The organism is Roseibium sp. SCP14, from assembly GCF_040329475.1.
Lineage (GTDB): Bacteria > Pseudomonadota > Alphaproteobacteria > Rhizobiales > Stappiaceae > Roseibium.
The window spans coordinates 173362-194800 of sequence record NZ_JBDZYH010000005.1 but is presented as its reverse complement, the minus strand read 5'-3'; the positions used below and the strand labels follow the sequence as shown (position 1 = coordinate 194800).

Sequence of the window (21439 nt, the reverse complement as noted above, 5' to 3'; positions counted from 1 at the left end):
CACAAGCCGGTGTCTTGTCAGAAGCAAGAGGCTCAGGCGGTAAACAACCCCTCACTGGTAAGCAGCTCGATTGCAGGCAGGAGGGCAGCCGGATCGACATCGGACGGAATTCCGTTGAGTTCAATGGTGCCGGTCGGATGGGTGATCAGCAGGTCGCCATCGTCGGAGGCACCAAGAGTGACCGCAGCTTGCACACCATCGGTTTCCGGATCGGTGTCGAAGGTGAGGAAGTCGGTAAACTGAAGGCCTTCCTCACCTTCCATCGCGATGATTGCAAGCAGCTCAGGATCGCCATCCCTGAGATCGAGAACCAGCTTGTCCCGGTTCGGATTGAAGTCGGCGACCACATCGTTACCTTCGCCTTCACGGAAGGGATTGAAGATGAAGCAGTCGCGTCCGCGCCCACCAACGAGATAATCGTTGCCTTCCGCACCTTCCAGCATGTCGGCACCCCTGCCGCCGTTCAGGTAGTCGTTGTCCTCTCCGCCATCGAGAACATCCTTGCCGCGGCCGCCATGCAGGGCATCATTGCCGCCGTCGCCCTCAAGGATATCGTGACCCCTGCCGCCTTTCAGGAGATCCCAGCCTTCGCCGCCCTTGATCAGGTCGTTGCCGCGACCGCCATGGATGACGTCATGACCGCCAAGACCATTGGCGATGTCATCGCCCCGACCCAGGAAAATGAAGTCGAAGGAATCGGAGCCGACCACAATGTCCTGGCCACGGCCGGCAAACACCAGCCCACCATCGGAAATCGTGATGTCATACGGCAGGAGCACGTTGTCGAGAACGTGGATGATGCCGTTGTCGGCCTCGATGCCGTTTGCCGCAGCTTCCGGATTGGTGACATTCGGGTCAGCGAAATCGGGATCCTTGTCGCGCAAGGTCAGGCCGTTTGGCTTGATCGTATCGCCTGAGAGAGTTTCGATCTTGTTGGCAGCAACGACTTCTTCGCCGGTAAGGGATTCACCGACGATATGATAAGTCAAAACCGTTTTGAGAAACGCTGTCGGGTCGCTGGCCGGTGACAGAAGCGCAGACACGCCCACCAGAGTTGTGATGGCAAGCTCTTCATTGTCTCCCACAGCCGGATTAAGTGCATTTGCCAAGTTCAGGAACGCCTGATCGGTTGGTGCAAAAACGGTCAGATCCGCTTCGGCATTGCCCGCCGCGTCGACAAGGTCGGGAAAGAGCGAAAGAGCTGCTCCGAGAATATTGAAATCGCCGTTTTCGTCTCCGTCCAGGTCCGGATTACTGAGTGCTATGTCCAGAATTGTATTCGCAGGCATGAGTTACCCTCCGATGACGTCCCCCAACGCGGTTCAGTACGGACAGGAGGCGGAGCGGATTTGACAGGGTCGCAGCAAAACCGGGAGCGAATTTGTGACTTGTCGGATGAGGCGAGACCCACGGCGACAGGTCGACTTCCGAAAAGATGTGAAACGTCAAGAAGTTGCCTGAGAAACAATCAGCCACTACGAGTGGAGAAAATTTGCGCGCAGGACAATGGGAAAAACTGACTGGGGATTTTTGCAGTCTCGTGGATTTTTCCGATAGGCGACGCCATGGGCTACCGGCAAAGCTGACCTGACCCTGAAAACACCAGGTCAGGTATGAGCGCGCTCACCGAGCGGGTCGCTTGAAGCCGTGTCTGCGGATCAGGCAGGTTCCGTCAGTTGATGAGAATGCCACTTTCAAAGACAGGCTGAGATTCTTAGAACGCTTGCTCGCGCACCAGAAAAGCACAGGACTTTTCATGATCGACGAAATTGCCTTCGTCTTTCAGCAGCGCTTCTGCCAACTCCTGACCTTCTGCCGTACTCATTGCGTCCATCAGGTCGTCTTCGGACTCGAACCACACTTCCGCGATGCCGTCGAACTCGGCCATCATCTTGCGGGACTGCCGGAATGCGTCGTTTATCGGTGAGGTAAGTGTCTGGTCCTGCAGATACCGTTTGGCACGCATGGTCGACGCGTTTTTCATGAAAAACGGGCCGTGGCTATTTTGCCAATAGTCGAGAAACTGTTCCCGGGAAAGATCCGCGCGCCGGGTAAGGCACATGACAAGCTTGATCATGCCGACAACCTCCAAGAGCATGGAATGGCTGACGAAGCTTACCCGAACGGCAGCGCTACTTCACGAAAATCTGCTAGGCGCCTTCCGACAATCCGTCGAATGCGGCGAGCGCTTCGGCACCGTAGATCATGGAGGGGCCGCCGCCCATATACATGGCGACACCGACTACTTCGAGTATTTCCTGACGGGTCGCGCCCAGCTTGGCAGCAGCGCGGGCGTGATAGGCGAGGCAGCCGTCGCAGCGAGCTGTGATGCCGATGGCAAGCGCGATCAGTTCCTTTGTCTTGGCATCGATGGCGCCGGCCTTCATGGCGCCGGCCGCCAGCATGCCAAATCCTTTCGCCGCGTCCGGTGCGCCCTTGCGGACTTCTGCCATCCGCCCATCGGTCTGGGCTATGAATGCTTCCCAATCGGTGACTGCCATCTCGTCACTCCTCGCGTTTTTGACGTGTTGCAACAGGACGTTAGGAGGTGGATGGGCAAACGGCGTTGATGTGCGTCAAGCAGGGCGATCATGGTCGTTAGACCTTGGTCGAAGCAGCTTTTGAGGTCTTGATCCCCAAGGCGGGTGTCAAAAGTCTTTCAATCCAGACGTGCCGATTGCAAGATGTGTCCATATTCGGTTTCAGCCTCTGTCTTTGCTGGCAGGAAAAGGGGAGGAAGTGCACCGTGAAAACCAGGACCAGCGCAGCCGCGCTCGTCGCCAGTTGCCTGATGATGAGCACGCCAGGCAATGCCGCCGTTCAGGAAGCCGTTGATGCCTGTATCGACCGACTGAGGGCCGAAGGTGGCCCAAACGCAAAGGCCGGTACTGTCTTGAGCTCAGAGTTTTCCGAAGCCGGTACGCTGGTCATGCTGAAGGACCGGGGTGGCAAGGTCTGGCGGTGCATTGGCTATTCCGATGGCACGGTCGGTGAACTCAGCCCGGTCGACGCCGGCGTTGAGAATGGTGACAGACCGCAGGAGACCGATACCTCCGCCGGGAGACCTGTCGCCGGGCCGTCGACAGAAGTAACGGAGCGCCTCAACTTTGCACCTGGCACTTCGGGAGCAATCGCAGAGTTCAGCCTGAAGTCCGGCGAGGCAATGAACTACCTGCTCAATGCCAGGGATGGCCAGTTCCTGAATGTCAGGCTGGATACAGAGAGCCCCTTCCTCTTTTACATGATCTACGTTCCGGATGGCGGCATCCTTTATGAAAGCTCCCAGGCGGGAAATGACTATCGCGGGCAACTCTATGAAACCGGCGATCACCGCATTGAGGTCTTCTATGACGGTGAACCGGGAACAAACGGAAAGGGGCAACTGACGATTACGATAGAGTGATGCCTTTCCCAACGATTGAGACACATCCCGTTTGTCTTGAGCTTGCAAAATTTGCAGCGGCAATCAAAGTGGCTGTCTCTTTCCCGTCGTCTGACGAACCATCAACGCATTTGAAGAAACTGTATGCCTGTCATCGAATACGTCTATTCCGCTCACTCCGCTTTTGCGTATCTGGGTTCCAGAGAATTGATGCAAATCTGTGCGGATCACAGTGCAACACTGGTTCACAAACCGGTTCTCCTGTCACCGGTCATCGAAGCACAGGGCGGTCTTCCGTTTCGAATGCGTACCCAGAAACATGTCGACTATTTTTTCGGGCGGGAGATCGAAAGATGGTCCGAGTTTCGCTCTGTTCCCATCATGCGCCAACGCCCGATACATCATGATGCGGACTACAGTCTTGCCTCCGGCATGATCATCGCGCTCGGCGAAACCGGTGCGCTTGCTGATGCCATGGCGCATGGTCTGCTTGAGGCACATTGGTGCAACGATGCCGATCTCTCTGACAGTTCAACGCTGATGGAAATCGCGACAGAACTTGGACACGATGCCAATTTGTTACTGGAGAGCGCGGCATCGAAAGAGATCCAGAACAAACTGCAAGAAAACACCGATTGGGCACGTGATCGCGAAGTGTTCGGTTCACCCACCTACATCGTTGATGGAGATCCGTTCTATGGACAAGATCGTCTTGACCATGTCAAACGGGCTCTCGTCACGCCGTTCAAGGCATCTTCCTGGTCCAACCCTTCGGTGAACTGACGGAAGGGCTTGCCGGCCGCCGTTACCTGTCGAAGGTCTAAGCCCTTCCGGCTGCTGTATCTGTTCCCCGGCAAGATAACTGCAGTCAAGACTGACAACCTCTCTTCCATGTGTCACCATCAATAAGTGCAGCTGCAACAAGCAGAAAGCGCAATCGTCGAGTTCCGTAACGGGGCAATCGCGCGTTTGTCCCGCTGGCCTGACCAGAAGACGGGAATGAAGCTTGGACGCGCAAGGGAGAGAATAATGGACCACATCTATCCGGTTACCGAAATTTACGGCTCTTCGCCCGACTCGATCGACCAGGCGATCCGAAACGCAATCAGCGCAGCCAACAAGAGCATCCGCAATCTCGACTGGTTCGAAGTGACGGAAATCCGCGGTCACGTAAACAAGGACGGTTCGGTCGGTCATTACCAGGTCGGCGTCAAGCTCGGATTTCGGCTGGATCAGGACAAATCAAGCTAAAGCGTTTTTTTTGAAACATTAAGATCTGACGGTGAGCGGGCTGCAGTCATTTTCGTGATCGAGGTCTGCTCTCCGTCCGGTCAATGCCGGTGCTTGCCTGTCTTTCGGCTTCGATGAACCCCTTCAGACCCGCGAAAATGCCTGTAATTTTGCCACCCGGTTCATCGCAGCACAGGGAGCAATGGTGAAGAGCGCATAATGATCGGAGCGGGTTAGAGAATTGGCCTTGGATCAGATGCTCTACTCAAGGCAAGTTCGAACTTTGTAGCCCGCATCCAATACGCGCAGGGTCGGGTGAGGGGTCAAAACCGTAACCGGATCATCATCCAGGGGATTTCGCGGGATCCCGGCTCCATAAATTCCGTTTTTGAACGGGTGGAGTGATCGGCCCAGAACCAGGTGCGCCTGATCCTGGTGAAGGACGAATGCATGGTCAGGCAGATCGCGCAGCAACGCCCGATGACGGATCTGCGTGCGATTGCGCGTGACGCGGGCGGCATGCAAAGCCGCATCCATCTCTTTGTGCCCGGTTTTTTCCCCGTACGCTCTGGTCCAGGCATTGACCCAGGCGCGGTAGGCGTCCGGCCGACAATAGGCACATGGTCTGTGTCCGGCCGCAAGCGCGACCGCCTCGTCAAGGAAAAACAGCGGTGTCCAACCTCTTGCAGGCTGAGGTCCGTGATAACGGCCACGTGGATGGACCAGAGTGCAGACAATCCAGTGCTTGTGTTTCCAGCGGCTGGTACTGAGGCGACCATGCCCATCAAAGCTTAAGATCCCACGATTGCCGGTGAGGGTTCCGCGAAAGGGTGCAGCAACAATATCTCCCGTGGGCAAGACACGATTTTGCAGGCGTGCTTGAGACATTGTTGTCAGTCCTTGGTTCGAGCGGGTCACGGGAAACGACACTGCATCCTAACTTCGTCACATGGAACTGAATTCGGCGAGAACTGCGGTCCTGAGTTGTTTTGGAAGTTTATCCAGCATTGCCCGCTTCGCGCCCGCCAATTGAACGTTCGCTGTTTCGCAACACGATCCCGAAAGCTGACGTTTTTTCGATCAGAGCAAATCGCAGAAATGCTGATTTTGAAGTCGTTGGCGAACTTAAGAAATAGCCTTTAGCAGGTCATATACAGTCGATTTTCCCAATCAGTCGCGCCGGATTGCATGTTCGTGCGCCGACCGTCAAACCATTGAATTCCTGAGCTTGAACAGACTTTTGGTGAAATCCTTGACCAGCTTGGACCTTTGCGTATCCGGTCGGAACAAGAGGAATGAGCGAAAGTTCACAGCGGGCGCAAATGGGCGTATTTCCAACCCCCTTGCAACAAAACCGTCAACGACAAGCGGATTGACAAGACCTATCGCATCGCCAGAAAGGGCCAATGCGCAAGTCGTCGTTGATGAAGGTGTCTCCACGACATACTCGGGCGACACGCCTGCCTCGTTCAGAATGGCATCAAATCTGTGGCGCGCCCGATCTTCCGGAGCCAGGCCGACCATCGGCTGCCCGATGAGGTCTTCCGGACCGAGCGTGTCTCGTTCTGCCAGCGGATGGTCGGGCGCCATTGCGATAACGCCGGAAAATCCTCCAAAATGAGTCGTGTCTACCCCGGAGCGGTCTATTTCGTCGGCTGCCAAGCCAATATCGAAACTTCCATCCACGACCTGATTGCGCACTTGTGCCGAAGGCAGGATCTGAAGCGTAATCCTGACGCGTGGGTTCCTTGTCCTGAAGTCTTGGATTGCCTTCGGCACGACCTCCGCACCCAGAGCAGAAAGCGAAGCGACTTTCAGGTGCCCCGAGCCGAAATCCCGGATCGCGGCAGCTGCTGATCTCAGTCGGTCCATGCCCTTGAAGCTTTCTGAAACCTCGCGGAAAAACAGCTGACCTTCTGTGGTGGGAACCATGCGTCCGCGTACACGGTCAAAAAGAGTAAAGCCCAGAGAAGCTTCCAGTTCAGCGATGCTTCTGCTGACGGCAGGCTGCGTAATCTGCATGAGTTCAGCGGCGCGAACCGTCGATCCTGAAATCATCATATTGTGAAAGGCTTCAAGCTGCCTGAACTTCATGATCTACGCCCGCAACATATAAGTTTTTCACATAGAATTATGCTCAACTATTAATTGTTTGCCAGAGGGAATTTTGCTGTAGTCGGCAAAATTTCAGAGGAAAGCAAATGCGCGACGCTACAAACTGCACGATCTATCCCATTATTGACCAATCGGAATTTTCAAGTCTGGCGGTCCCGACCCATCGCGCATCGACAATTGTATTTGATGATGCGCAGGCCTACGCAACGCGCGGTGAGCGGGATCTCGACAGCTACTTCTACGGTTTGCACGGAACGCCTACGACGAGAACGCTGGAAGCGCAGATTACAAAACTGGAAAACGGTTTGCGGTCCGTTATCGTGCCTTCTGGCCAGGCTGGGGCAACGATCGTTTTTCTCAGCGTTCTGCTCCCCGGAGATACGGTTTTGATCCCGGACAACGTGTACCCACCCGTCGTTGATTTCTGCGTCAACTACCTGCAGCCGCGGGGCATCCATCATAAAATCTACCGGCCTGATGGCGAAGGGGTCGAGGACCTGCTTGATCCTTCGGTGAAACTGATCTGGACGGAAACGCCCGGGTCAACGACCATGGAACTCCAGGACTTGCGGGCGATTGCCGCGCTTGGAAAGAAGCATGGTATTCTGACCGGGGCCGACAACACCTGGGCAACCCCCTTGCAATTGAAACCTTTGGACCTGGGTATCGATTTTTCGATGCAGGCCCTGTCAAAATATGTGGGCGGACATTCCGATCTGCTGCTTGGGTCTGTTTGCGTCAACGACCTGGGCCTGCGTGAGAAGCTGCGTGCGACAATGCGAATGCTGGGCATAGGTGTCGGCCCCGATGAAGTTGCGCTTGCCTTGCGAGGGATCGCGACAATGGCTGTGCGACTTGCACATGTGGGGAACGTCGCACAGAGCCTCGCCGAAGAACTGGCATCTCGCAAGGATGTTGGATTGGTGCTGCATCCTGCGCTCCCGGACTTTCCTCAGCATGCGCTTTGGAAACGCGATTTTTCAGGTGCAAGCGGGGTTTTCAGTGTCGTTCTGAGCGAGCGTCAGGAAGCCAATCTTGATGAAGGGCTGAACCAGCTCAAGGTCATAGCGATCGGAGCAAGCTGGGGCGGAACGCGCAGTCTGATTGCGCCGATGTCCGTCAAGAACAACAGAAAGTTCGGAAAACCGGAACATCAGCGGACAATTCTGCGCATCAATGTGGGTCTGGAAGATGCAGAAGACCTGCGTGCGGAACTCAACAATCTATTCGATATTCTCTCAAGATAATGAGCTTGCCCCTTGCTCGGGGCGAGTTCTTCATCCGAGGTGACCTGTTCAGGTTAGATAGCAATGATTATTGCAAAGTTTCCTCAACACGCCCGTCTCCTTCACCTTCGGTTGTTTGACCGGTTTGAAGCAGGAAGGCGTTCAAGTGCTTCTGGCGGTTCAACTGCAAAGACATATGCTCTTGTCGCTGGAGCCGTCGTGTTGTGGGCGAGTTGGCCAGCACTTGCAACGATGGTGCGTCCCGCACCGCCGCTCCTGGTGTTGGGCGCGTCAGCACTGATCGGCTTTCTGCTCTCTTTTTTGCTGACTGTCCGGCAAGGTAAGTCTCGTGCATTTGTATCGGTGCCGTTCAAGACGCTGATATTCGTCGCTGTTGGATTGATGGGCAACAACGCCTTTTATCTCGCGGCCATAGCGCGGATCGGAGCAGCAGAAGCCAATGTTGTCCATTATCTGTGGCCGGTATTCCTTGTGCTGCTGGCATCCCTGCTGCACCGGCGCTCACCTTCTTTGTTTCAGACGCTTGGAATTGCTTGCGGGTTTGTCGGTGTCGCGATTGCCCTGTCTCCCTTGATGGGCGGAAACTTGGACATTGCTGGCGTGGTGCTTGGTGCCTGCGGGGCTTTGACATTTGCAGCCTATTCTGTCGGTCGCTCCCTTGCGAAAGCCGAAACGAATGTCGTCGGGCCATCCCTTGGACTTTCAGGAGTTGGTGCTTTGGGCGCGCATTTCATGCTTGAACCCGTCTACTGGCCGGCAACAACAGAATGGTTTGCGATTGTTCTTATGGGGATCGGGCCTTTTACGATTGCAAATGTGTTGTGGGACAATGCGACGCGCACCGGCTCGGCGGCAACAATCTCAAGCCTGGCATTTCTCACGCCTCTCATCGCAATGGGATTGCTGGCCGCCTTTGGACTGGGCAACGTCACCACGGCGACTGTCGTTGGAGCGCTCTTCGCGATAACTGGTGCGTTACTAAGCTCAGGCTCTAAGTGAAGACTTGGCATTCTTCATCTTGCAGCAAACAGGCAGGTATGGAGCTCAAAGCCGACCTTTGTCACAACGTGTGAACGTCCGCTTTGAGAAAAACTGTCCCGAAAGCTTTCCGTCGGTTCGCGGTCCCGGTCTTGTCGGTCTGGTCTTGGCATGAGCCGTTTGTCAGCTTCGCGCGCCATTTCGGACTTACACGGTCTTTCACGCGCCCTGAAATCTGATGCTGCGGTTTTGGATTTCCAAGATCGGCAAGGTGGACAAAACAGACTTTGCTTCACTTTTTTGAATGTCCGTCTGAAGTTTCGAGCGCTGGCACTGGTCGTCAGAACTGAAACTTGTTTGGGCGATCAATGACATCGCGTGTACATTGTGATCAAGTCTCAATTTTGGAGGTTGCCCGAAATGCTTGGAATCGACGACCTTTCCGCAACAGACCACGACGAAATCCGGCAAACGATCATTGGCTGGACGGACGAGCTTGTTTCTCTAAAACACGACGCATGGCTGGAGAGATGGGCAGAGGATGCGGTCTTGATGCCACCCGGAGCCCAACGCATCGTCGGTCACAATGAGCTTGCAAAATTCGCAGCGGCCTTTGAACCTACCCCCGGATACCGTTTCGAAAATTGGGAATTTGCGGGTTCTGGTGACATGGCAATTGTATGTAACCAGATTATTCTTACCGGCAATTCGCAATCCGAAGATCAGGACGTTCATTTCAACCAGATCATTGTGCTTGTCCGGAAAAAGCAAATCTGGAAAATTCAGGCGGTGATTTTTACGCCGACAAAACCCTGAGCGCGACCTAGTCCGCAAATCTCAAGGCCTGCGGTCCTGGCCGATATTGTTGAAAAAGCCGGTCGTAAGCGCTTGCAGTAATTAATATACATATTTGGCTAGGCATTCGATTTTCCAGTCGGCCGAAACCCGCTAGCACAAAACCAGCACCAACTAACCGGTTTCAAAAGATGAGCGAAAAACACTCCGTGTTGGGGGGATCCTTGAACTGACCAGCCTGCCGCTGAGATGCCAGGCAATCCAGACAGCTCGTAGTCCAATCACCTACTTTCGGAGCGGCCAATCGCTGCACGCCGAGAACAAGTAGTTTAAGGCTCAGTTCAGGCCATTGCCGCAATGCGTTTCCAAGGCGGCTTGGTGGATGAAGTGCACTCAGACTCGATAGGTCAAGTCTATTCAGACCAACCGTTCTAGCAGTCCCTTGCGTTTGTAAATTCTCTTATAGTCCCACTGAATGTTCAGCCCTTTTGTCAGCCACCGCCTCAGGTCTCTTTCATTTACTTCCTTGACGTCGGCATAGCGGATTGATGCATCTTTGAATTTGCCCGTTCCTGGCTTTAGATCCGGTTCATCAAAGTCTGCACCACTCCAAAACATCAGGCGGATACAATCCTTTAGCTTGCTGTACCCTACGAAGGGATTTCCATCCAAGAACCAGACCGGATGGCCATGCCATACCTTGCTTTCAGCACCTGGTAAGCCATTATCGATCACAATGCGCAGCGCGTCACAAATTGCTCGATCTCCTGGTGAGAGAGCGCTGTGAAATTCGGGGATCGTCTTCGGTTTCATACCAATATTGTAACATCGGTCTGGAACTGGTTGAATGCACAACTTGGGCTCGAAGCCGCCACTCATCGCAGATGCACTCAATTCACAAGTTGGACGGAAAACGGTCGGGTATTGCGACTTGAACGGCTATTTGCTCCGGGCCGATTGCGGACCTCAACAGCCACAGCCGATGATGTCCGCGATCAGCCGGAACCGGTCCTCCATTCTTCCGATCAGGCCAAGTCTCTCTGCGTTAAATACTGAGTTTCTGCAAGGCTCTTGATGTGACGTAAAGAGACATAAAGGTGCAGCCAGCAACGTCGCCCAATTTCAATCGATTAATCTTCAAACTGCTTATGGACATTGCGTTTGCACAAGAGCTAAACACCGGGCGCAGGCTGGGGCCAGGACCCCAAAACCTGCCAATCATCGCGCTGAAAATACCATAAGGGAGTTGTTGGATATGGCGGCTATGGATAATCACTTCGATAACTGGAAGGAACAACAGTCCGCCGCTGAGCAGATGATCCCGCTGGTTGGCCATCTCTACCGGGATTACGGCATCAACATCCGGATTTTCGGACGGCGCCTGCTGAACAACTCCGCAATCGAGATCATCAAGGCACACCGTTATGCCTTGCAGATTACCGGGCAGGAGCTGGAAGTCTCCAAAAGTCTCGAAATCGTCAAGGCGATGCTCGAGATGGATCTCGCTGCCTCCCGCGTCGATCTCGGCAAACTGTGCCACCGCTACATGGAAGAGGGTGGTGATGTTTCGAGCTTCCTGGAGAAGCAGCTTGCCAGCATCAACACCGGCAAAACCTCCATTCTGCAGGAACCGCAAGACGTCGTTCTCTACGGGTTCGGGCGCATTGGGCGTCTCCTCGCCCGCATGCTGATAGAACGTGTCGGCGCCGGGAACAAAATGCGCCTGCGCGCGATCGTCGTGCGCGGCGGCAAGGATGGCGATCTCAAGAAGCGCTCCAGCCTGCTGCGACGGGACTCCGTCCACGGCGCGTTCAGAGGATCGATCACGGTTGACGAAGAACAGAACGCCATTATCGCCAACGGCAATTACATTCAGGTGATTTACGCCAACTCGCCCGCCGAGGTGGATTACACCAAATACGGCATTCAAAATGCGTTGGTGGTCGATAATACAGGGATTTGGCGCGACGAGGAGGGGCTTGGTCAACATCTGAAATGTCCGGGCGCGTCGAAGGTCATTCTGACCGCGCCGGGAAAAGGCAACATCAAGAATGTCGTCTATGGTGTGAACCATGGTGACATTACCGAGAACGACGACATTCTGAGCGCTGCCTCGTGCACCACCAACGCGATCACGCCCGTGCTCAAGGTGATCAACGACGAGTTCGGGATCGAGAACGGCCACGTGGAAACCATCCACGCCTTTACCAACGACCAGAACCTGATCGACAACTACCACAAGGGCGACCGCCGAGGTCGCGCCGCACCCTTGAACATGGTGTTGACGAGCACAGGCGCGGCAAGTGCCGTGGCAAAGTGCCTGCCTGAAATGAAGGGCAAGTTGACGGGCAACGCAGTTCGGGTGCCGGTTCCCAATGTCTCCATGGCGATCCTGAATCTGAATCTTCAGCGCGAGACGACGGACGCGGAAATGAACGACTACCTGCGGGGAGTTTCCGTACAATCCCCGATGCAGGACCAGATCGACTACACGGCGTCGACCGAATTGGTCTCATCCGATCTGGTCGGCTCCACCCATGCCGGTGTGGTCGACAGCCAGGCCACGATCGTCGATGGCAACCGCCTCGTCCTTTACGTCTGGTATGACAACGAAGCGGGATATAGCACCCAGGTGATCCGGCTGATGCAGGAAGTCGCCGGTATGAAATACCCGTCAGTCCCTGAGTGATTTTGGCTTCTACAGTCTTGGATGGGGTTAAGCAGTGTCTTAGCCCCTTGAGACTGTGCAATTCACTGCTTGGCTTTCGAGACGGGGTGGGGACCTCACCCTGTTTCTGGTCCGGGCTACATGCGGCCTTTCGGGTCTGTTGAAGTTGGGCCGCTAAGGCGTTCGGCTGTCTCGTCAAGTTGAATGTCCGCTTCGATGACTTTGCCGTTGAATTCTGACAGTCGGCTATCGGCCCAATTCCAGCCGCCCGATGACCCCGCCTCAAACTCACCCACTCCCCCAGGCCTTCTTCAGCACTCCATAAAGATGTGCCTTCAGAAAAGGCTTGGCTGCGTCCAACTCATGCCCGTTCTGGCGCATGAACAGCATCAGGGCGAACAGGATTTCCCGTTCGGTCAGATATCCTTGAGCCGATGTCCGCCAGCCTTGGGCGATGCCGTCCGAATACTGGCTGAACGTGAAGCTGGAATTGGCGAGGAAAAGGCCGAAGCCGCATTTGATGGCAAGAAGATCGGTCAACGGTTCCTCCTGGTCTTCGTCATAGAGCCGCGGCTGGTCGCAGCAGGCCAGCAGATAGTGGCTGAGTTCGTGGGCGAAGGTCGCGATCAGGGAGTGGGGATTCTCCAGGCTGTTCGGGCTGTAGGTGATGATGATCCGCTGCTGCTCGGGCGCACCGACACCGAAGGTGCCAAGTGGCGCCTGCGGCGCGTTCTGAACGATCATCATGTCGTTGACGCGCGGGTCGATGTCCTCGTCCTGGGCCTCGAGGTCACATGGCCAGGCCTGCAGACCCATGAGCTGTTTGACTTCGTTGAAGATATGCAGCGCACGCTCGTGTCCGGTTGCAGGCGGCAGAGAGAAAAAATGTTCGGTCGGCGTGATCAGCGGCACGGGATTGTTCGGAAAGCCGATATGCTTGTCCAGCCAGGCCGATTGCTCGACAATCCAGCCTGCCTGCTCCTCATCGACCACGTTTTTCTTTCGCGAAAACAGCCCGAACACATCCACCCCCTAATGAACCCGCGTTGAGCCACTGGTTGCAACTCAAGGCTTTTTTCTCTTACGTCTGCAGTCCCATAAAGAAAATCCCGGCTGCAAACCGAGCGCGCTGCAGATGACAAGGGCAGGCGGCAAGCGGTTCCCACCGAACCGGCTCGTCTTCACGTTTTCTTGGGGAACTGACGCCTGTCTGTCTTGAAAAAGGGTTCGGTTGCCAAAACGTAACCTTACGGAAACCCGTTGTTCATTTTGCCTTCCCATGTACCTGGTCTCGGGAAGGCGACAAGTCTTGAAATTGAATGGGCGGCAACAGCGAACAATCATCTTCGTTTCGTCGACAAAGTCGAAATCACTACTTCGCGTGCAATACGCCTGAGAAGTGCCGTGTTGCGTTTCTTCTTGAGGATTCTGTGTTCGGATTGCAGGCAGATCGCGATCAGCCTGAAGTCCCAACAGAGTGCCGCGCTGCCTGTCCCATGCCGGGTCAGGCGGTCGCGTTTCCAGCAACGTAACACAATCAGATTGGATGATTGCGATGAAGTCCTTCCTACCAGGTAGCCTGGTAACTCAGATCATCGTCGGCTTGGTTTTCGGCGTTCTTCTCGCCGCTGTTTGGCCCGAAGCGGGTCAAGCGGCGGGTTTGCTTGGCGATTTCTTTGTGGACGCCTTGAAAGCAGTGGCCCCCATACTTGTGTTGATCCTGGTGTGCGCTGCCATCACCAACCACAAGAAGGGCAGTCAGGCTCGTATGGGCCCGGTTGTATCACTTTACGTCCTCGCCACGTTCTCGGCCGCGCTTCTTGCGGTCGCGGCAAGCTTCATGTTTCCGGTTACGCTTCAATTGACGGGAACCCCTGAAGTCATGAACGCACCCGGTGGTCTCGGCGAAGTCATGAGGAACATTCTGCTGAAGATGGTGGACAATCCCGTGAACGCCATCGCCCAGGCGAATTACATCGGCATTCTTGCCTGGGCGATCGGGTTTGGCCTGGTCCTTCGTCATTCAAACGACACCACCAAGGCCTTCATGTCGGACCTCGACAAGGCAATCACGAAAATCGTCGGAGTGATCATCCGTCTGGCACCCATCGGCATCTTCGGAATTGTCGCCTCAACCATCGCCGAAACCGGGTTTGGCGCGCTTGTCGGCTATGCGAACCTGCTGGCGCTGCTCATCGGCTGCATGGTTGTCATGGCTCTCGTGGTCAACCCGCTGATCGTCTTCCTGCGCATCAGACAAAATCCGTATCCACTGGTGTTCACCTGCCTCAGGGAGTCCGGGATCACCGCGTTCTTCATGCGCAGCTCCGCCGCTAACATCCCCGTCAACATGGAACTCTGCAGACGCATGAACCTGGACGAGGAAACCTATTCGGTGACCATCCCGATCGGGGCGACGATCAACATGGCCGGCGCGGCTATCACCATCACTGTCATGACCCTGGCAGCGGTAAACACCATGGGGATCGAGGTCGACTTCTTCTCGGCTCTGTTCCTGAGCATCATCTCCGCAATTGCTGCCACCGGGGCATCAGGCGTGGCGGGCGGCTCGCTGCTGCTGATCCCGATGGCCGCCAGCCTTTTCGGTATCGACAACGCGACAGCCATGCAGGTGGTCGGCATCGGGTTCATTGTCGGCGTGCTGCAGGATTCTGCGGAAACCGGGTTGAACTCGTCTTCGGACGTCCTGTTCACCGCTGCCGGTTCCTACAAGCAGGGCGACCCTTATCCGCGCAAATTGCCACTTGAGGACGCCGATCCTTATCCGCAGGAGCTTCAACTTGAGGAAATCCGTCCTTAAGCGCATCAGGCTCAAGGAACTGGGAAACTGACAAGAACGCCGCCGGCCTCATCAGGCTGGCGGCGTTTTCGCGTGCGGATCAATCGTGCCCGTGCTGGCGCATGATCAAGGGCTCTACCAGCCTGAACAGGGCGCGCGCTGCAAGAGACAGAAAATAGTCTCAACAGTGATCGCTGCCGCCTCGTTGCAGTTGCCCAGCTGTAACTTTCAAGGAAGTGCGCTCCAGATCGCTCGGCACACTTCCTGCGTCAGGCGTTGAGTGATCGAGTCCGGTCTTGCTAACCGTCTGACGCATAACGGCAATGCAGGCGCATAGCTGGTATCGCGTTGATCGGCTCACGACATAGCTGCGGAAAGGAGAAGGCGATGACAACCAAATTCGACCTCCGCACCGAAGACATGCCCACGGATATGCGCGTCCTTTTGGAAAGCTATCCGCGCGACAGCTGGGAAGCGCATCCCGGCTTCAGGGAAAAGACACGGCATTGGCTCGGTGCGCATCAGATGTTCCGTCGGCTAGGCGACCTGGTGCGTTCGGAAACCGAGCGCTACCTGGACAAGTCCAGAGCTCCGGACGATTTTGCCGCGCGGCTCTCCTATTACGGTAATGCGCTGGTGGCGAACCTGCACGGGCATCACCATTGGGAAGATCACAGCTACTTCCCGGAATTGTCGGCTGCCGATCCGCGTTTCGATGTCGGCCTGGAGATACTGGAAAAGGATCACCAGGAGCTCGATGTCGTATTGGACAATTTTACCGGCACCGCCAACCGCGCCATCAAGCTGGTCCAGCTGGACGAAGCGCAGGCGCGTAGGGAGGCCGGCAAGCTGCATGGCCTCGCGCAGTCGATCGAAACCTTCCTTGATCGGCACCTGTCCGATGAGGAAGAGCTTGCCGTTCCGATCATCCTGCATCACCGCCTGCGCGGCTAACTCTCAACCGGCCACGCGCGAACGAGTTCGTGCGTGGCACGGTCTTTTCGCCCAATGAAGATCATTACCTGGCAGCAGCCGCATTGCCTTTTCGCGTGGAAGGATGCCAGGCGGTTGAGGCGACAGTGATTTCAATGATACCGACTTCAATGGGAACGACGCGGATGCAGACGGCCTGTGCTCCGTGTGCCGGGATGAGGACAATAGCCGTCTTTCAATCGCTGGGGCGACCGGAAAGCGAAGTTAGGTATGATGTGCTTTTTCCCCGATGCGTTGGATGTTTCTCGGCGCATCCGTAGCTGATGGTTCCCGGAAGAGATCAGGTTGCGAAGCGGCAACCAACAGCTATTCCTAATATGAGTTCAAGCGGCTTAAGGAAAATCCCGACACGGAAACAGCTTCTTTGTTTGTGCATTACTATGGTCGGGATTTTCGCGCTACCCTTGCATTGAAGGCAGGCGAATTGTGTAACGGCGTGATTTTTTGGGAGTTTTCGACGCTCAGGTCGTCTCCGCTGCCTGAGGAAATCGAAAGAACCTGTGGCCGATTCTCACGGGTTTGATGTCTGCGGGCGCGACGAACGCAACCGGACTCTGGGCGGCGTGGATGGGGAACAGATGCGTCACCGCGCATGAACAGCCCCTTTGGAATGAGCGAGCAAGATCCGGCAAGGCTCTGTTTTCGTGGGCCTGGGAGGTACAATGCTGAAACTGACGGAAGAAAGTCGACGGCTCTGGGTCATTTGCTCCATGGGCGTGCTGTCCGGTCTCGTTCTCCTTGACGAAACGATCTTGGGCGTTGCCCTGCCGTCGATCCGGTCGTCTCTCGGTCTTTCCGCCGGAACAACCCATTGGATTGTGAATGCCTACTTCCTGACGCTCACCTGCCTGGCGGCGTTGGGCGGCAAATGTGTCGACCTCTTCGGTCTGAAACCCGTTCTTGTCGTCAGCGGTACGGTTTTCGCAGTCTCCTCGCTTCTGGCCGGTTTCGCTGAAGACGGCGCATTTCTCATTGCAATGCGGGCGCTTCAGGGCGGCGGCGCGGCGTTCATCTTTGCCTTGTCCCAGGCTGGCGCCAACATGGCCTACCCCAAGGAGAAACGTGGGTTGGGCATCGGCATCTATGCCGCCATGGCGACCATTTTTCTTGCGGTCGGCCCTTTGCTTGGAGGTGTCGTAACCCATTATCTGTCGTGGAATTGGGTCTTCTGGCTCAACATTCCGATCGTGACACTTGTCGGCTTCATAGCCTTTATCGTCTGGCGAGATCCCCCCGAACGTCCACCCGGGCAGGGAATTGACGGGATCGGTGTCGTCCTGCTGCTGATCGGGTTGACTGGCCTCGTATTCGCGCTCATGCAGGGCGCCTCGCTCGGCTGGGCAAGCGCGGTCATTCTGCTGAGCGCCGGTATTGGTGTCATCGGCCTCTATGGCCTGGACCGGTTCGAACGGCGCCGCAAGCAGCCGCTGATCGACGTCATGCTGTTCCGGATTCCGGAGTTCCTGAGCGCCTGTCTGATTTTCATGATCTGCCAATACGCGATGATCGTATTGGCGGTTTTCTTTCCGATCTTTCTGCAAAGCGAGATGGGGTACACCGCCGCACAAGCAGGAATGGCTGCGCTGCTCGCCGTTATTCCCTTTCCCTTCATCTCCGCGCCAATCGGCAGACTGGCGGACAAACTGGGTTCGCGTCCCGTGGTGATGACCGGTCTGTTTCTTGCCGCACTGGCAACCGTCCTCCTCGGGCTCCTGATGCCCTATAAATCCTATTTGTTTTTTGCGGCGCCTCTGCTGGTCTGGGGCGTTGCGATGGTTTGCATCGCCGGTCCTTCCCGGCGTATCGCGGTCAACGCGGCGCCGGAAACCGAGCAGGGTCAGTTGAGCGGAACCATCGTGACCATCAGGCTCCTCGGCTCCACGATCGGCGTTGCCGTCTCGAGCGCTCTGATTACTGCGGGCCTCAGCATTCCCGCAGTGTTCGTCGTTTGCGGTCTGTTGCTTTTCGCGGGCCTGGCTCTGTCCTTCCTCGCGTTGAGCGAGGCGCACTCTGCCCAGGACGAAACCTGAGGGCCGTTACTTTCTCTTGATCCGGTCGATAATCGCTTTCATGTTTGTGCGCAGGTTGTCGGCCCGGAATCTGAGCACATCGATCTGGTGCGCCGTCTCGCGCGCGCCGAATTGCCCGTACCAGAAGAAGTGATTGCCCGGAACGCGGGCGTTGAGGGCACCTGAGGTCGCGTAGGACATTTCATCCATGAGCCCCTGCCATTCCTGCGGGTCGATCTCTTCCGTTCCGTCAAACGCCGGTTCCACAATGTTCCGGAACAGATGCTGGATCTGATAGATGCCCCAGTTCCCCCGGTCTGTTGCCGCGTGAACGGTGTCGAGGATCTTGTTGCCGGAAATGGTCACGACAAGCGGAAAGTCCGAGAATTTCAGGGCGCCCGTATCCGCAATGGACCAGTCCAGGTCCTTGACGTATTTGCCGTCTTCATACCTGGAGGCCATCATGATCGCATTCAGGGCCACCGGGATGGGCCCGAGAATGTCGGTCTCGAACACATTCCACGGTATGATGGCATGGCCGTTCATCTCGTCCTGTGCCCACACATATTGCTTGAAGAGTTCATAAAGTTGCGGCGCGGTCGACAGACCGTCGGACTGCTCCTTGATTTCTCCCGGCGCCGCAAGCAGCAGCGGGACCGGCGGGGTCGAAGCGAGCGAGACAAACAGCTCGACATTCAGACCCTCGGCCTGGGCGGCTTCATTGACGGACTGAGCGATTTGGCCGCCGGCACTCCAGCCGAGAACGATGATGTCGTTCGAAAGCCCTTCCCGTTCGATATAGTATTTCGCGCTGGCGGCGACCTGCCGGCCCCAGTCACGGATCGTGAAGCCGGGATAAGTCTTTGAATAGACTTTGTTTCCGGTCGGATAGGAGGCGCCGAGAAACGAATATCCCAGTTGTCCGAGCCAGTATGCGAGAAAGTCCTGGTCGTTTCCACCTGGATAACCATAGGAGACGCGCGCAAGATGAAATCCTCCAGGCACGAATATCATCATGGGCTTGGTGGACGTGCCTGCCTTGAAATAGGTGAGCGTTTCAATGCCGTTTGTCGAAAGAAGTTCTTCGCCGGGATAAACGTCCGCATTCGATTTCAGTCTTTCTGCTTTCCAGGTGTCAGCGGCCTGGACGCTGGATGCGAGAAGAACCAGCAACAAGACGGTTGAAAATCTGAACATGACATTGCTCCCTCTCGCAGGTCCAAGCAGCTCTGTCGCAATGCTTCGGGCGTGTGGACGAATTTGCCCAATATGATTGCCGCGGCGATTGCGTCTGTCGACCTGAAATTCCTTGCCCGCCACTTGTCGGGCGAAGAGGGCCTGGCCGTACCGATCATCCTGCATCACCGCCTGCGCGGTTGACACACCACTGACCACACGCGAACGAGTTCGTGCGTGGCGCACAGACATCTCCCTGATAAAATCGTTCGAGTGGAATTAAGCTTGCGAAGGTTACAAATGTAACTATTGTCGCATCGATGATAGACGGCTGCGCAAAGTCAGTCATTTAAGAGCAGCCACGAAACCGGTCGGCACGAAAAACAGCAGGGAGGTCTGAAGACCCGGGATGGACAAGAAGACCTACGCCTACCAGTCAATTGCCCAGGCAATCCAGGACCAGGGCATCGGCACCATGTTCGGCCTGATGGGCGATGCGAATCTCTTCATGGTCGATCACTATGTCCGCGCCTGCGGAGCGACCTTTGTGCCGGTTTCCTTTGAAGGCAGTGCGGTACTGATGGCGCTTGCCTACTCCCATGTCTCAGGCAAGCTGGGTGTTGCCACGGTCACGCACGGACCGGCGCTGACAAATTGCGTAACGGCGCTGACCGAGGGGGTGCGTGGCCACATCCCCATGGTGCTGCTCGCCGGCGACACACCGGTCATGAACCCGCAGAACCTTCAGAGCATCGATCAGCGCGAACTGGTCAAAGTGACCGGCGCCGGGTTTGAGCAGCTGCGCGCACCCGAGACCGCCGCCCATGATGTCGCCCATGCCTTTTACCGCGCCCGGGTAGAAAAAAGACCTGTCGTTCTGAACATGCCCGCCGACTTCATGTGGCAGGAAGTTGATCATGAAAAGGTCGTGTTTCCCGCATTCGGGGCACCAGCCTATGTTCCGGAAGGCGATGATCTTGATGCTGCGGTCGGCATGATTGCTTCCGCGCGTCGTCCGATTGTTCTGGCCGGCGGCGGCGCCACGGATGCGCGGGACAAACTCATCCGGCTGGCCGACAGGCTGGAAGCGCCCCTGGCGACAACGCTCAAGGCCAAGGGGCTGTTCAACGGCCACGCCTACAACATGGATATCTTCGGAACCCTCAGCACGCCGGCTGCCTATGACGTGATTGCAAAAAGCGATTGCGTCATCTGCTTCGGCACGAGCCTGCACCACTTCACCACCGACAGGCGCGCCCTGATGAAGGGAAAACGCGTGGTGCAGGTCAACAATACGGTGACGGAGGTCAGCAAGAACTTTCACGCCGATGCGGCGCTGGTTGCCGACGCCGGCCTGACGGCCGACAACATCGTCTACTGGCTGGATGAAGCTGAAATCCCGGCAAGTGGGTTCACTGCCGAACTGGACATGGAAGCGCTCACCTATCATCCTCCCGGCAAGGCCGGGGATGCCAGGGACGGTTTCGTCAACTACGTCTATGCGCTGGATCGCCTGGAACAGGTCCTGCCAAAGGACCGCATACTGGCGACCGATGGCGGCCGCTTCATGACTGAAGTCTGGTGCCGGATCTCCGCGCCCGACCCGAAGAGTTTTCTCGTGACCGCGAATTTCGGCTCGATCGGCCTCGGCCTGCAGGAAGCGCTAGGGGCAGCTTTCGCCGCGCCGGATCGTCCGGTGGTGCTGTTCACCGGCGATGGCGGCTTCATGATGGGTGGCATCAACGAGTTCAACACGGCGGTGCGCATGAAGCAGGACCTCATCGTCATTGTCTGCAATGATTCCGCCTATGGCGCCGAGCACATCCAGTTCCTCGACCGGCGTATGGATCCGGGCCTTTCCATGTTCGACTGGCCCTCCTTCGCTGCCGTCGCAACCTCGCTTGGTGGTGCGGGGATTGCCGTGAACTCAGCGGATGACCTTGAAGAGGCAATCAAGGCAATCGAAACGCGCGACAAACCCTTGCTGATAGAACTCCGCCTCGACCCGAACGACGTGCCGCGCATGAGGATCTGACCGAGAAGTTT

Annotated in this window: 19 protein-coding genes; 11 read left to right on the top strand and 8 right to left on the bottom strand. The window is 56.2% G+C overall.

Annotation, left to right across the window (positions count from 1 at the left end; genetic code table 11):
* Positions 1 to 32: 32 nt before the first annotated feature.
* From ABLQ08_RS21035 to ABLQ08_RS21025, 3 genes are all read right to left on the bottom strand, one after another.
* Positions 33 to 1289 carry a fasciclin domain-containing protein gene (locus tag ABLQ08_RS21035; protein ID WP_352945928.1) on the bottom strand — a complete coding sequence of 419 codons (1257 nt, stop codon included), beginning with the start codon at positions 1287 to 1289 and terminating at the stop codon, positions 33 to 35.
* A 425-nt stretch (positions 1290 to 1714) separates the two neighbouring features.
* Positions 1715 to 2077: an EthD domain-containing protein gene (locus ABLQ08_RS21030; protein ID WP_352945925.1), complete on the bottom strand. Its 363-nt coding sequence runs from the start codon at positions 2075 to 2077 to the stop codon at positions 1715 to 1717.
* 73 nt (positions 2078 to 2150) lie between these two features.
* Positions 2151 to 2501, bottom strand: coding sequence for a carboxymuconolactone decarboxylase family protein (locus ABLQ08_RS21025; RefSeq protein WP_352945922.1), 351 nt, complete (start codon positions 2499 to 2501; stop codon positions 2151 to 2153).
* A gap of 245 nt (positions 2502 to 2746) precedes the next feature.
* On the opposite strand from ABLQ08_RS21025, the gene ABLQ08_RS21020 reads away from it, so the two are divergent.
* The 3 genes from ABLQ08_RS21020 (at position 2747) to ABLQ08_RS21010 (ending at position 4633) form a co-directional block, all read left to right on the top strand.
* Positions 2747 to 3403, top strand: coding sequence for a hypothetical protein (locus ABLQ08_RS21020; protein ID WP_352945919.1), 657 nt, complete (start codon positions 2747 to 2749; stop codon positions 3401 to 3403).
* A 123-nt stretch (positions 3404 to 3526) separates the two neighbouring features.
* On the top strand, positions 3527 to 4165 hold the full coding sequence (locus ABLQ08_RS21015) for a 2-hydroxychromene-2-carboxylate isomerase (RefSeq protein ID WP_352945916.1): 639 nt from the start codon (positions 3527 to 3529) through the stop codon (positions 4163 to 4165).
* A gap of 243 nt (positions 4166 to 4408) precedes the next feature.
* Positions 4409 to 4633 carry a dodecin gene (locus ABLQ08_RS21010; RefSeq protein WP_352946841.1) on the top strand — a complete coding sequence of 75 codons (225 nt, stop codon included), beginning with the start codon at positions 4409 to 4411 and terminating at the stop codon, positions 4631 to 4633.
* A 240-nt stretch (positions 4634 to 4873) separates the two neighbouring features.
* Here the strand turns inward: ABLQ08_RS21010 and ABLQ08_RS21005 are convergent, their stop codons facing one another.
* Together ABLQ08_RS21005 and ABLQ08_RS21000 are read right to left on the bottom strand one after the other, a co-directional pair.
* Positions 4874 to 5500, bottom strand: a complete 627-nt coding sequence (locus tag ABLQ08_RS21005; protein WP_352945913.1) for a hypothetical protein — start codon at positions 5498 to 5500, stop codon at positions 4874 to 4876.
* 318 nt (positions 5501 to 5818) lie between these two features.
* Entirely contained in the window at positions 5819 to 6706 is an 888-nt protein-coding gene (locus ABLQ08_RS21000) for a LysR substrate-binding domain-containing protein (RefSeq protein WP_352945910.1), read from the bottom strand.
* Positions 6707 to 6813: 107 nt separating this feature from the next.
* Between ABLQ08_RS21000 and ABLQ08_RS20995 the strand changes: the two genes are divergently transcribed.
* From ABLQ08_RS20995 to ABLQ08_RS20985, 3 genes are all read left to right on the top strand, one after another.
* Complete coding sequence (locus ABLQ08_RS20995) at positions 6814 to 7974, top strand: trans-sulfuration enzyme family protein (protein ID WP_352945907.1); 1161 nt, start codon at positions 6814 to 6816, stop codon at positions 7972 to 7974.
* Positions 7975 to 8037: 63 nt separating this feature from the next.
* Entirely contained in the window at positions 8038 to 8973 is a 936-nt protein-coding gene (locus ABLQ08_RS20990) for a DMT family transporter (protein ID WP_352945904.1), read from the top strand.
* A 399-nt stretch (positions 8974 to 9372) separates the two neighbouring features.
* A complete protein-coding gene (locus ABLQ08_RS20985; RefSeq protein WP_352945902.1) occupies positions 9373 to 9768 on the top strand; it encodes a YybH family protein in 396 nt (131 codons plus the stop codon).
* 396 nt (positions 9769 to 10164) lie between these two features.
* Here the strand turns inward: ABLQ08_RS20985 and ABLQ08_RS20980 are convergent, their stop codons facing one another.
* On the bottom strand, positions 10165 to 10560 hold the full coding sequence (locus tag ABLQ08_RS20980; protein ID WP_352945901.1) for a DUF1801 domain-containing protein: 396 nt from the start codon (positions 10558 to 10560) through the stop codon (positions 10165 to 10167).
* Between the two features lie 442 nt (positions 10561 to 11002).
* Here ABLQ08_RS20980 and ABLQ08_RS20975 point away from each other — a divergent pair, with 442 nt between their 5' ends.
* Positions 11003 to 12436, top strand: coding sequence for a glyceraldehyde-3-phosphate dehydrogenase (locus tag ABLQ08_RS20975; RefSeq protein WP_352945899.1), 1434 nt, complete (start codon positions 11003 to 11005; stop codon positions 12434 to 12436).
* A gap of 267 nt (positions 12437 to 12703) precedes the next feature.
* Here the strand turns inward: ABLQ08_RS20975 and ABLQ08_RS20970 are convergent, their stop codons facing one another.
* Complete coding sequence (locus tag ABLQ08_RS20970; protein WP_352945897.1) at positions 12704 to 13438, bottom strand: hypothetical protein; 735 nt, start codon at positions 13436 to 13438, stop codon at positions 12704 to 12706.
* A gap of 532 nt (positions 13439 to 13970) precedes the next feature.
* On the opposite strand from ABLQ08_RS20970, the gene sstT reads away from it, so the two are divergent.
* From sstT to ABLQ08_RS20955, 3 genes are all read left to right on the top strand, one after another.
* Positions 13971 to 15236, top strand: a complete 1266-nt coding sequence (sstT, locus tag ABLQ08_RS20965; protein WP_352945895.1) for a serine/threonine transporter SstT — start codon at positions 13971 to 13973, stop codon at positions 15234 to 15236.
* Positions 15237 to 15602: 366 nt separating this feature from the next.
* Positions 15603 to 16169, top strand: coding sequence for a hemerythrin domain-containing protein (locus tag ABLQ08_RS20960; RefSeq protein WP_352945893.1), 567 nt, complete (start codon positions 15603 to 15605; stop codon positions 16167 to 16169).
* Between the two features lie 701 nt (positions 16170 to 16870).
* The gene (locus ABLQ08_RS20955; RefSeq protein ID WP_352945891.1) at positions 16871 to 18238 is read left to right on the top strand and encodes an MFS transporter; all 1368 of its coding nucleotides are present in this window, start codon (positions 16871 to 16873) and stop codon (positions 18236 to 18238) included.
* A gap of 6 nt (positions 18239 to 18244) precedes the next feature.
* On the opposite strand, the gene ABLQ08_RS20950 is transcribed toward ABLQ08_RS20955, so the two are convergent.
* The gene (locus ABLQ08_RS20950) at positions 18245 to 19414 is read right to left on the bottom strand and encodes an alpha/beta hydrolase (protein WP_352945889.1); all 1170 of its coding nucleotides are present in this window, start codon (positions 19412 to 19414) and stop codon (positions 18245 to 18247) included.
* A gap of 388 nt (positions 19415 to 19802) precedes the next feature.
* Here ABLQ08_RS20950 and ABLQ08_RS20945 point away from each other — a divergent pair, with 388 nt between their 5' ends.
* A complete protein-coding gene (locus tag ABLQ08_RS20945) occupies positions 19803 to 21428 on the top strand; it encodes a thiamine pyrophosphate-binding protein (protein ID WP_352945887.1) in 1626 nt (541 codons plus the stop codon).
* Positions 21429 to 21439: the final 11 nt, after the last annotated feature.

Coding starts and splice junctions, on each gene's coding strand:
- ABLQ08_RS21035 (WP_352945928.1), bottom strand. CDS start 1,289: ATGCCTGCGAATACAATTCTGGACATAGCACTCAGTAATCCGGACCTG.
- ABLQ08_RS21030 (WP_352945925.1), bottom strand. CDS start 2,077: ATGATCAAGCTTGTCATGTGCCTTACCCGGCGCGCGGATCTTTCCCGG.
- ABLQ08_RS21025 (WP_352945922.1), bottom strand. CDS start 2,501: ATGGCAGTCACCGATTGGGAAGCATTCATAGCCCAGACCGATGGGCGG.
- ABLQ08_RS21015 (WP_352945916.1), top strand. CDS start 3,527: ATGCCTGTCATCGAATACGTCTATTCCGCTCACTCCGCTTTTGCGTAT.
- ABLQ08_RS21005 (WP_352945913.1), bottom strand. CDS start 5,500: ATGTCTCAAGCACGCCTGCAAAATCGTGTCTTGCCCACGGGAGATATT.
- ABLQ08_RS21000 (WP_352945910.1), bottom strand. CDS start 6,706: ATGAAGTTCAGGCAGCTTGAAGCCTTTCACAATATGATGATTTCAGGA.
- ABLQ08_RS20995 (WP_352945907.1), top strand. CDS start 6,814: ATGCGCGACGCTACAAACTGCACGATCTATCCCATTATTGACCAATCG.
- ABLQ08_RS20990 (WP_352945904.1), top strand. CDS start 8,038: ATGATTATTGCAAAGTTTCCTCAACACGCCCGTCTCCTTCACCTTCGG.
- ABLQ08_RS20985 (WP_352945902.1), top strand. CDS start 9,373: ATGCTTGGAATCGACGACCTTTCCGCAACAGACCACGACGAAATCCGG.
- ABLQ08_RS20980 (WP_352945901.1), bottom strand. CDS start 10,560: ATGAAACCGAAGACGATCCCCGAATTTCACAGCGCTCTCTCACCAGGA.
- ABLQ08_RS20975 (WP_352945899.1), top strand. CDS start 11,003: ATGGCGGCTATGGATAATCACTTCGATAACTGGAAGGAACAACAGTCC.
- sstT (WP_352945895.1), top strand. CDS start 13,971: ATGAAGTCCTTCCTACCAGGTAGCCTGGTAACTCAGATCATCGTCGGC.
- ABLQ08_RS20960 (WP_352945893.1), top strand. CDS start 15,603: ATGACAACCAAATTCGACCTCCGCACCGAAGACATGCCCACGGATATG.
- ABLQ08_RS20955 (WP_352945891.1), top strand. CDS start 16,871: ATGCTGAAACTGACGGAAGAAAGTCGACGGCTCTGGGTCATTTGCTCC.
- ABLQ08_RS20950 (WP_352945889.1), bottom strand. CDS start 19,414: ATGTTCAGATTTTCAACCGTCTTGTTGCTGGTTCTTCTCGCATCCAGC.
- ABLQ08_RS20945 (WP_352945887.1), top strand. CDS start 19,803: ATGGACAAGAAGACCTACGCCTACCAGTCAATTGCCCAGGCAATCCAG.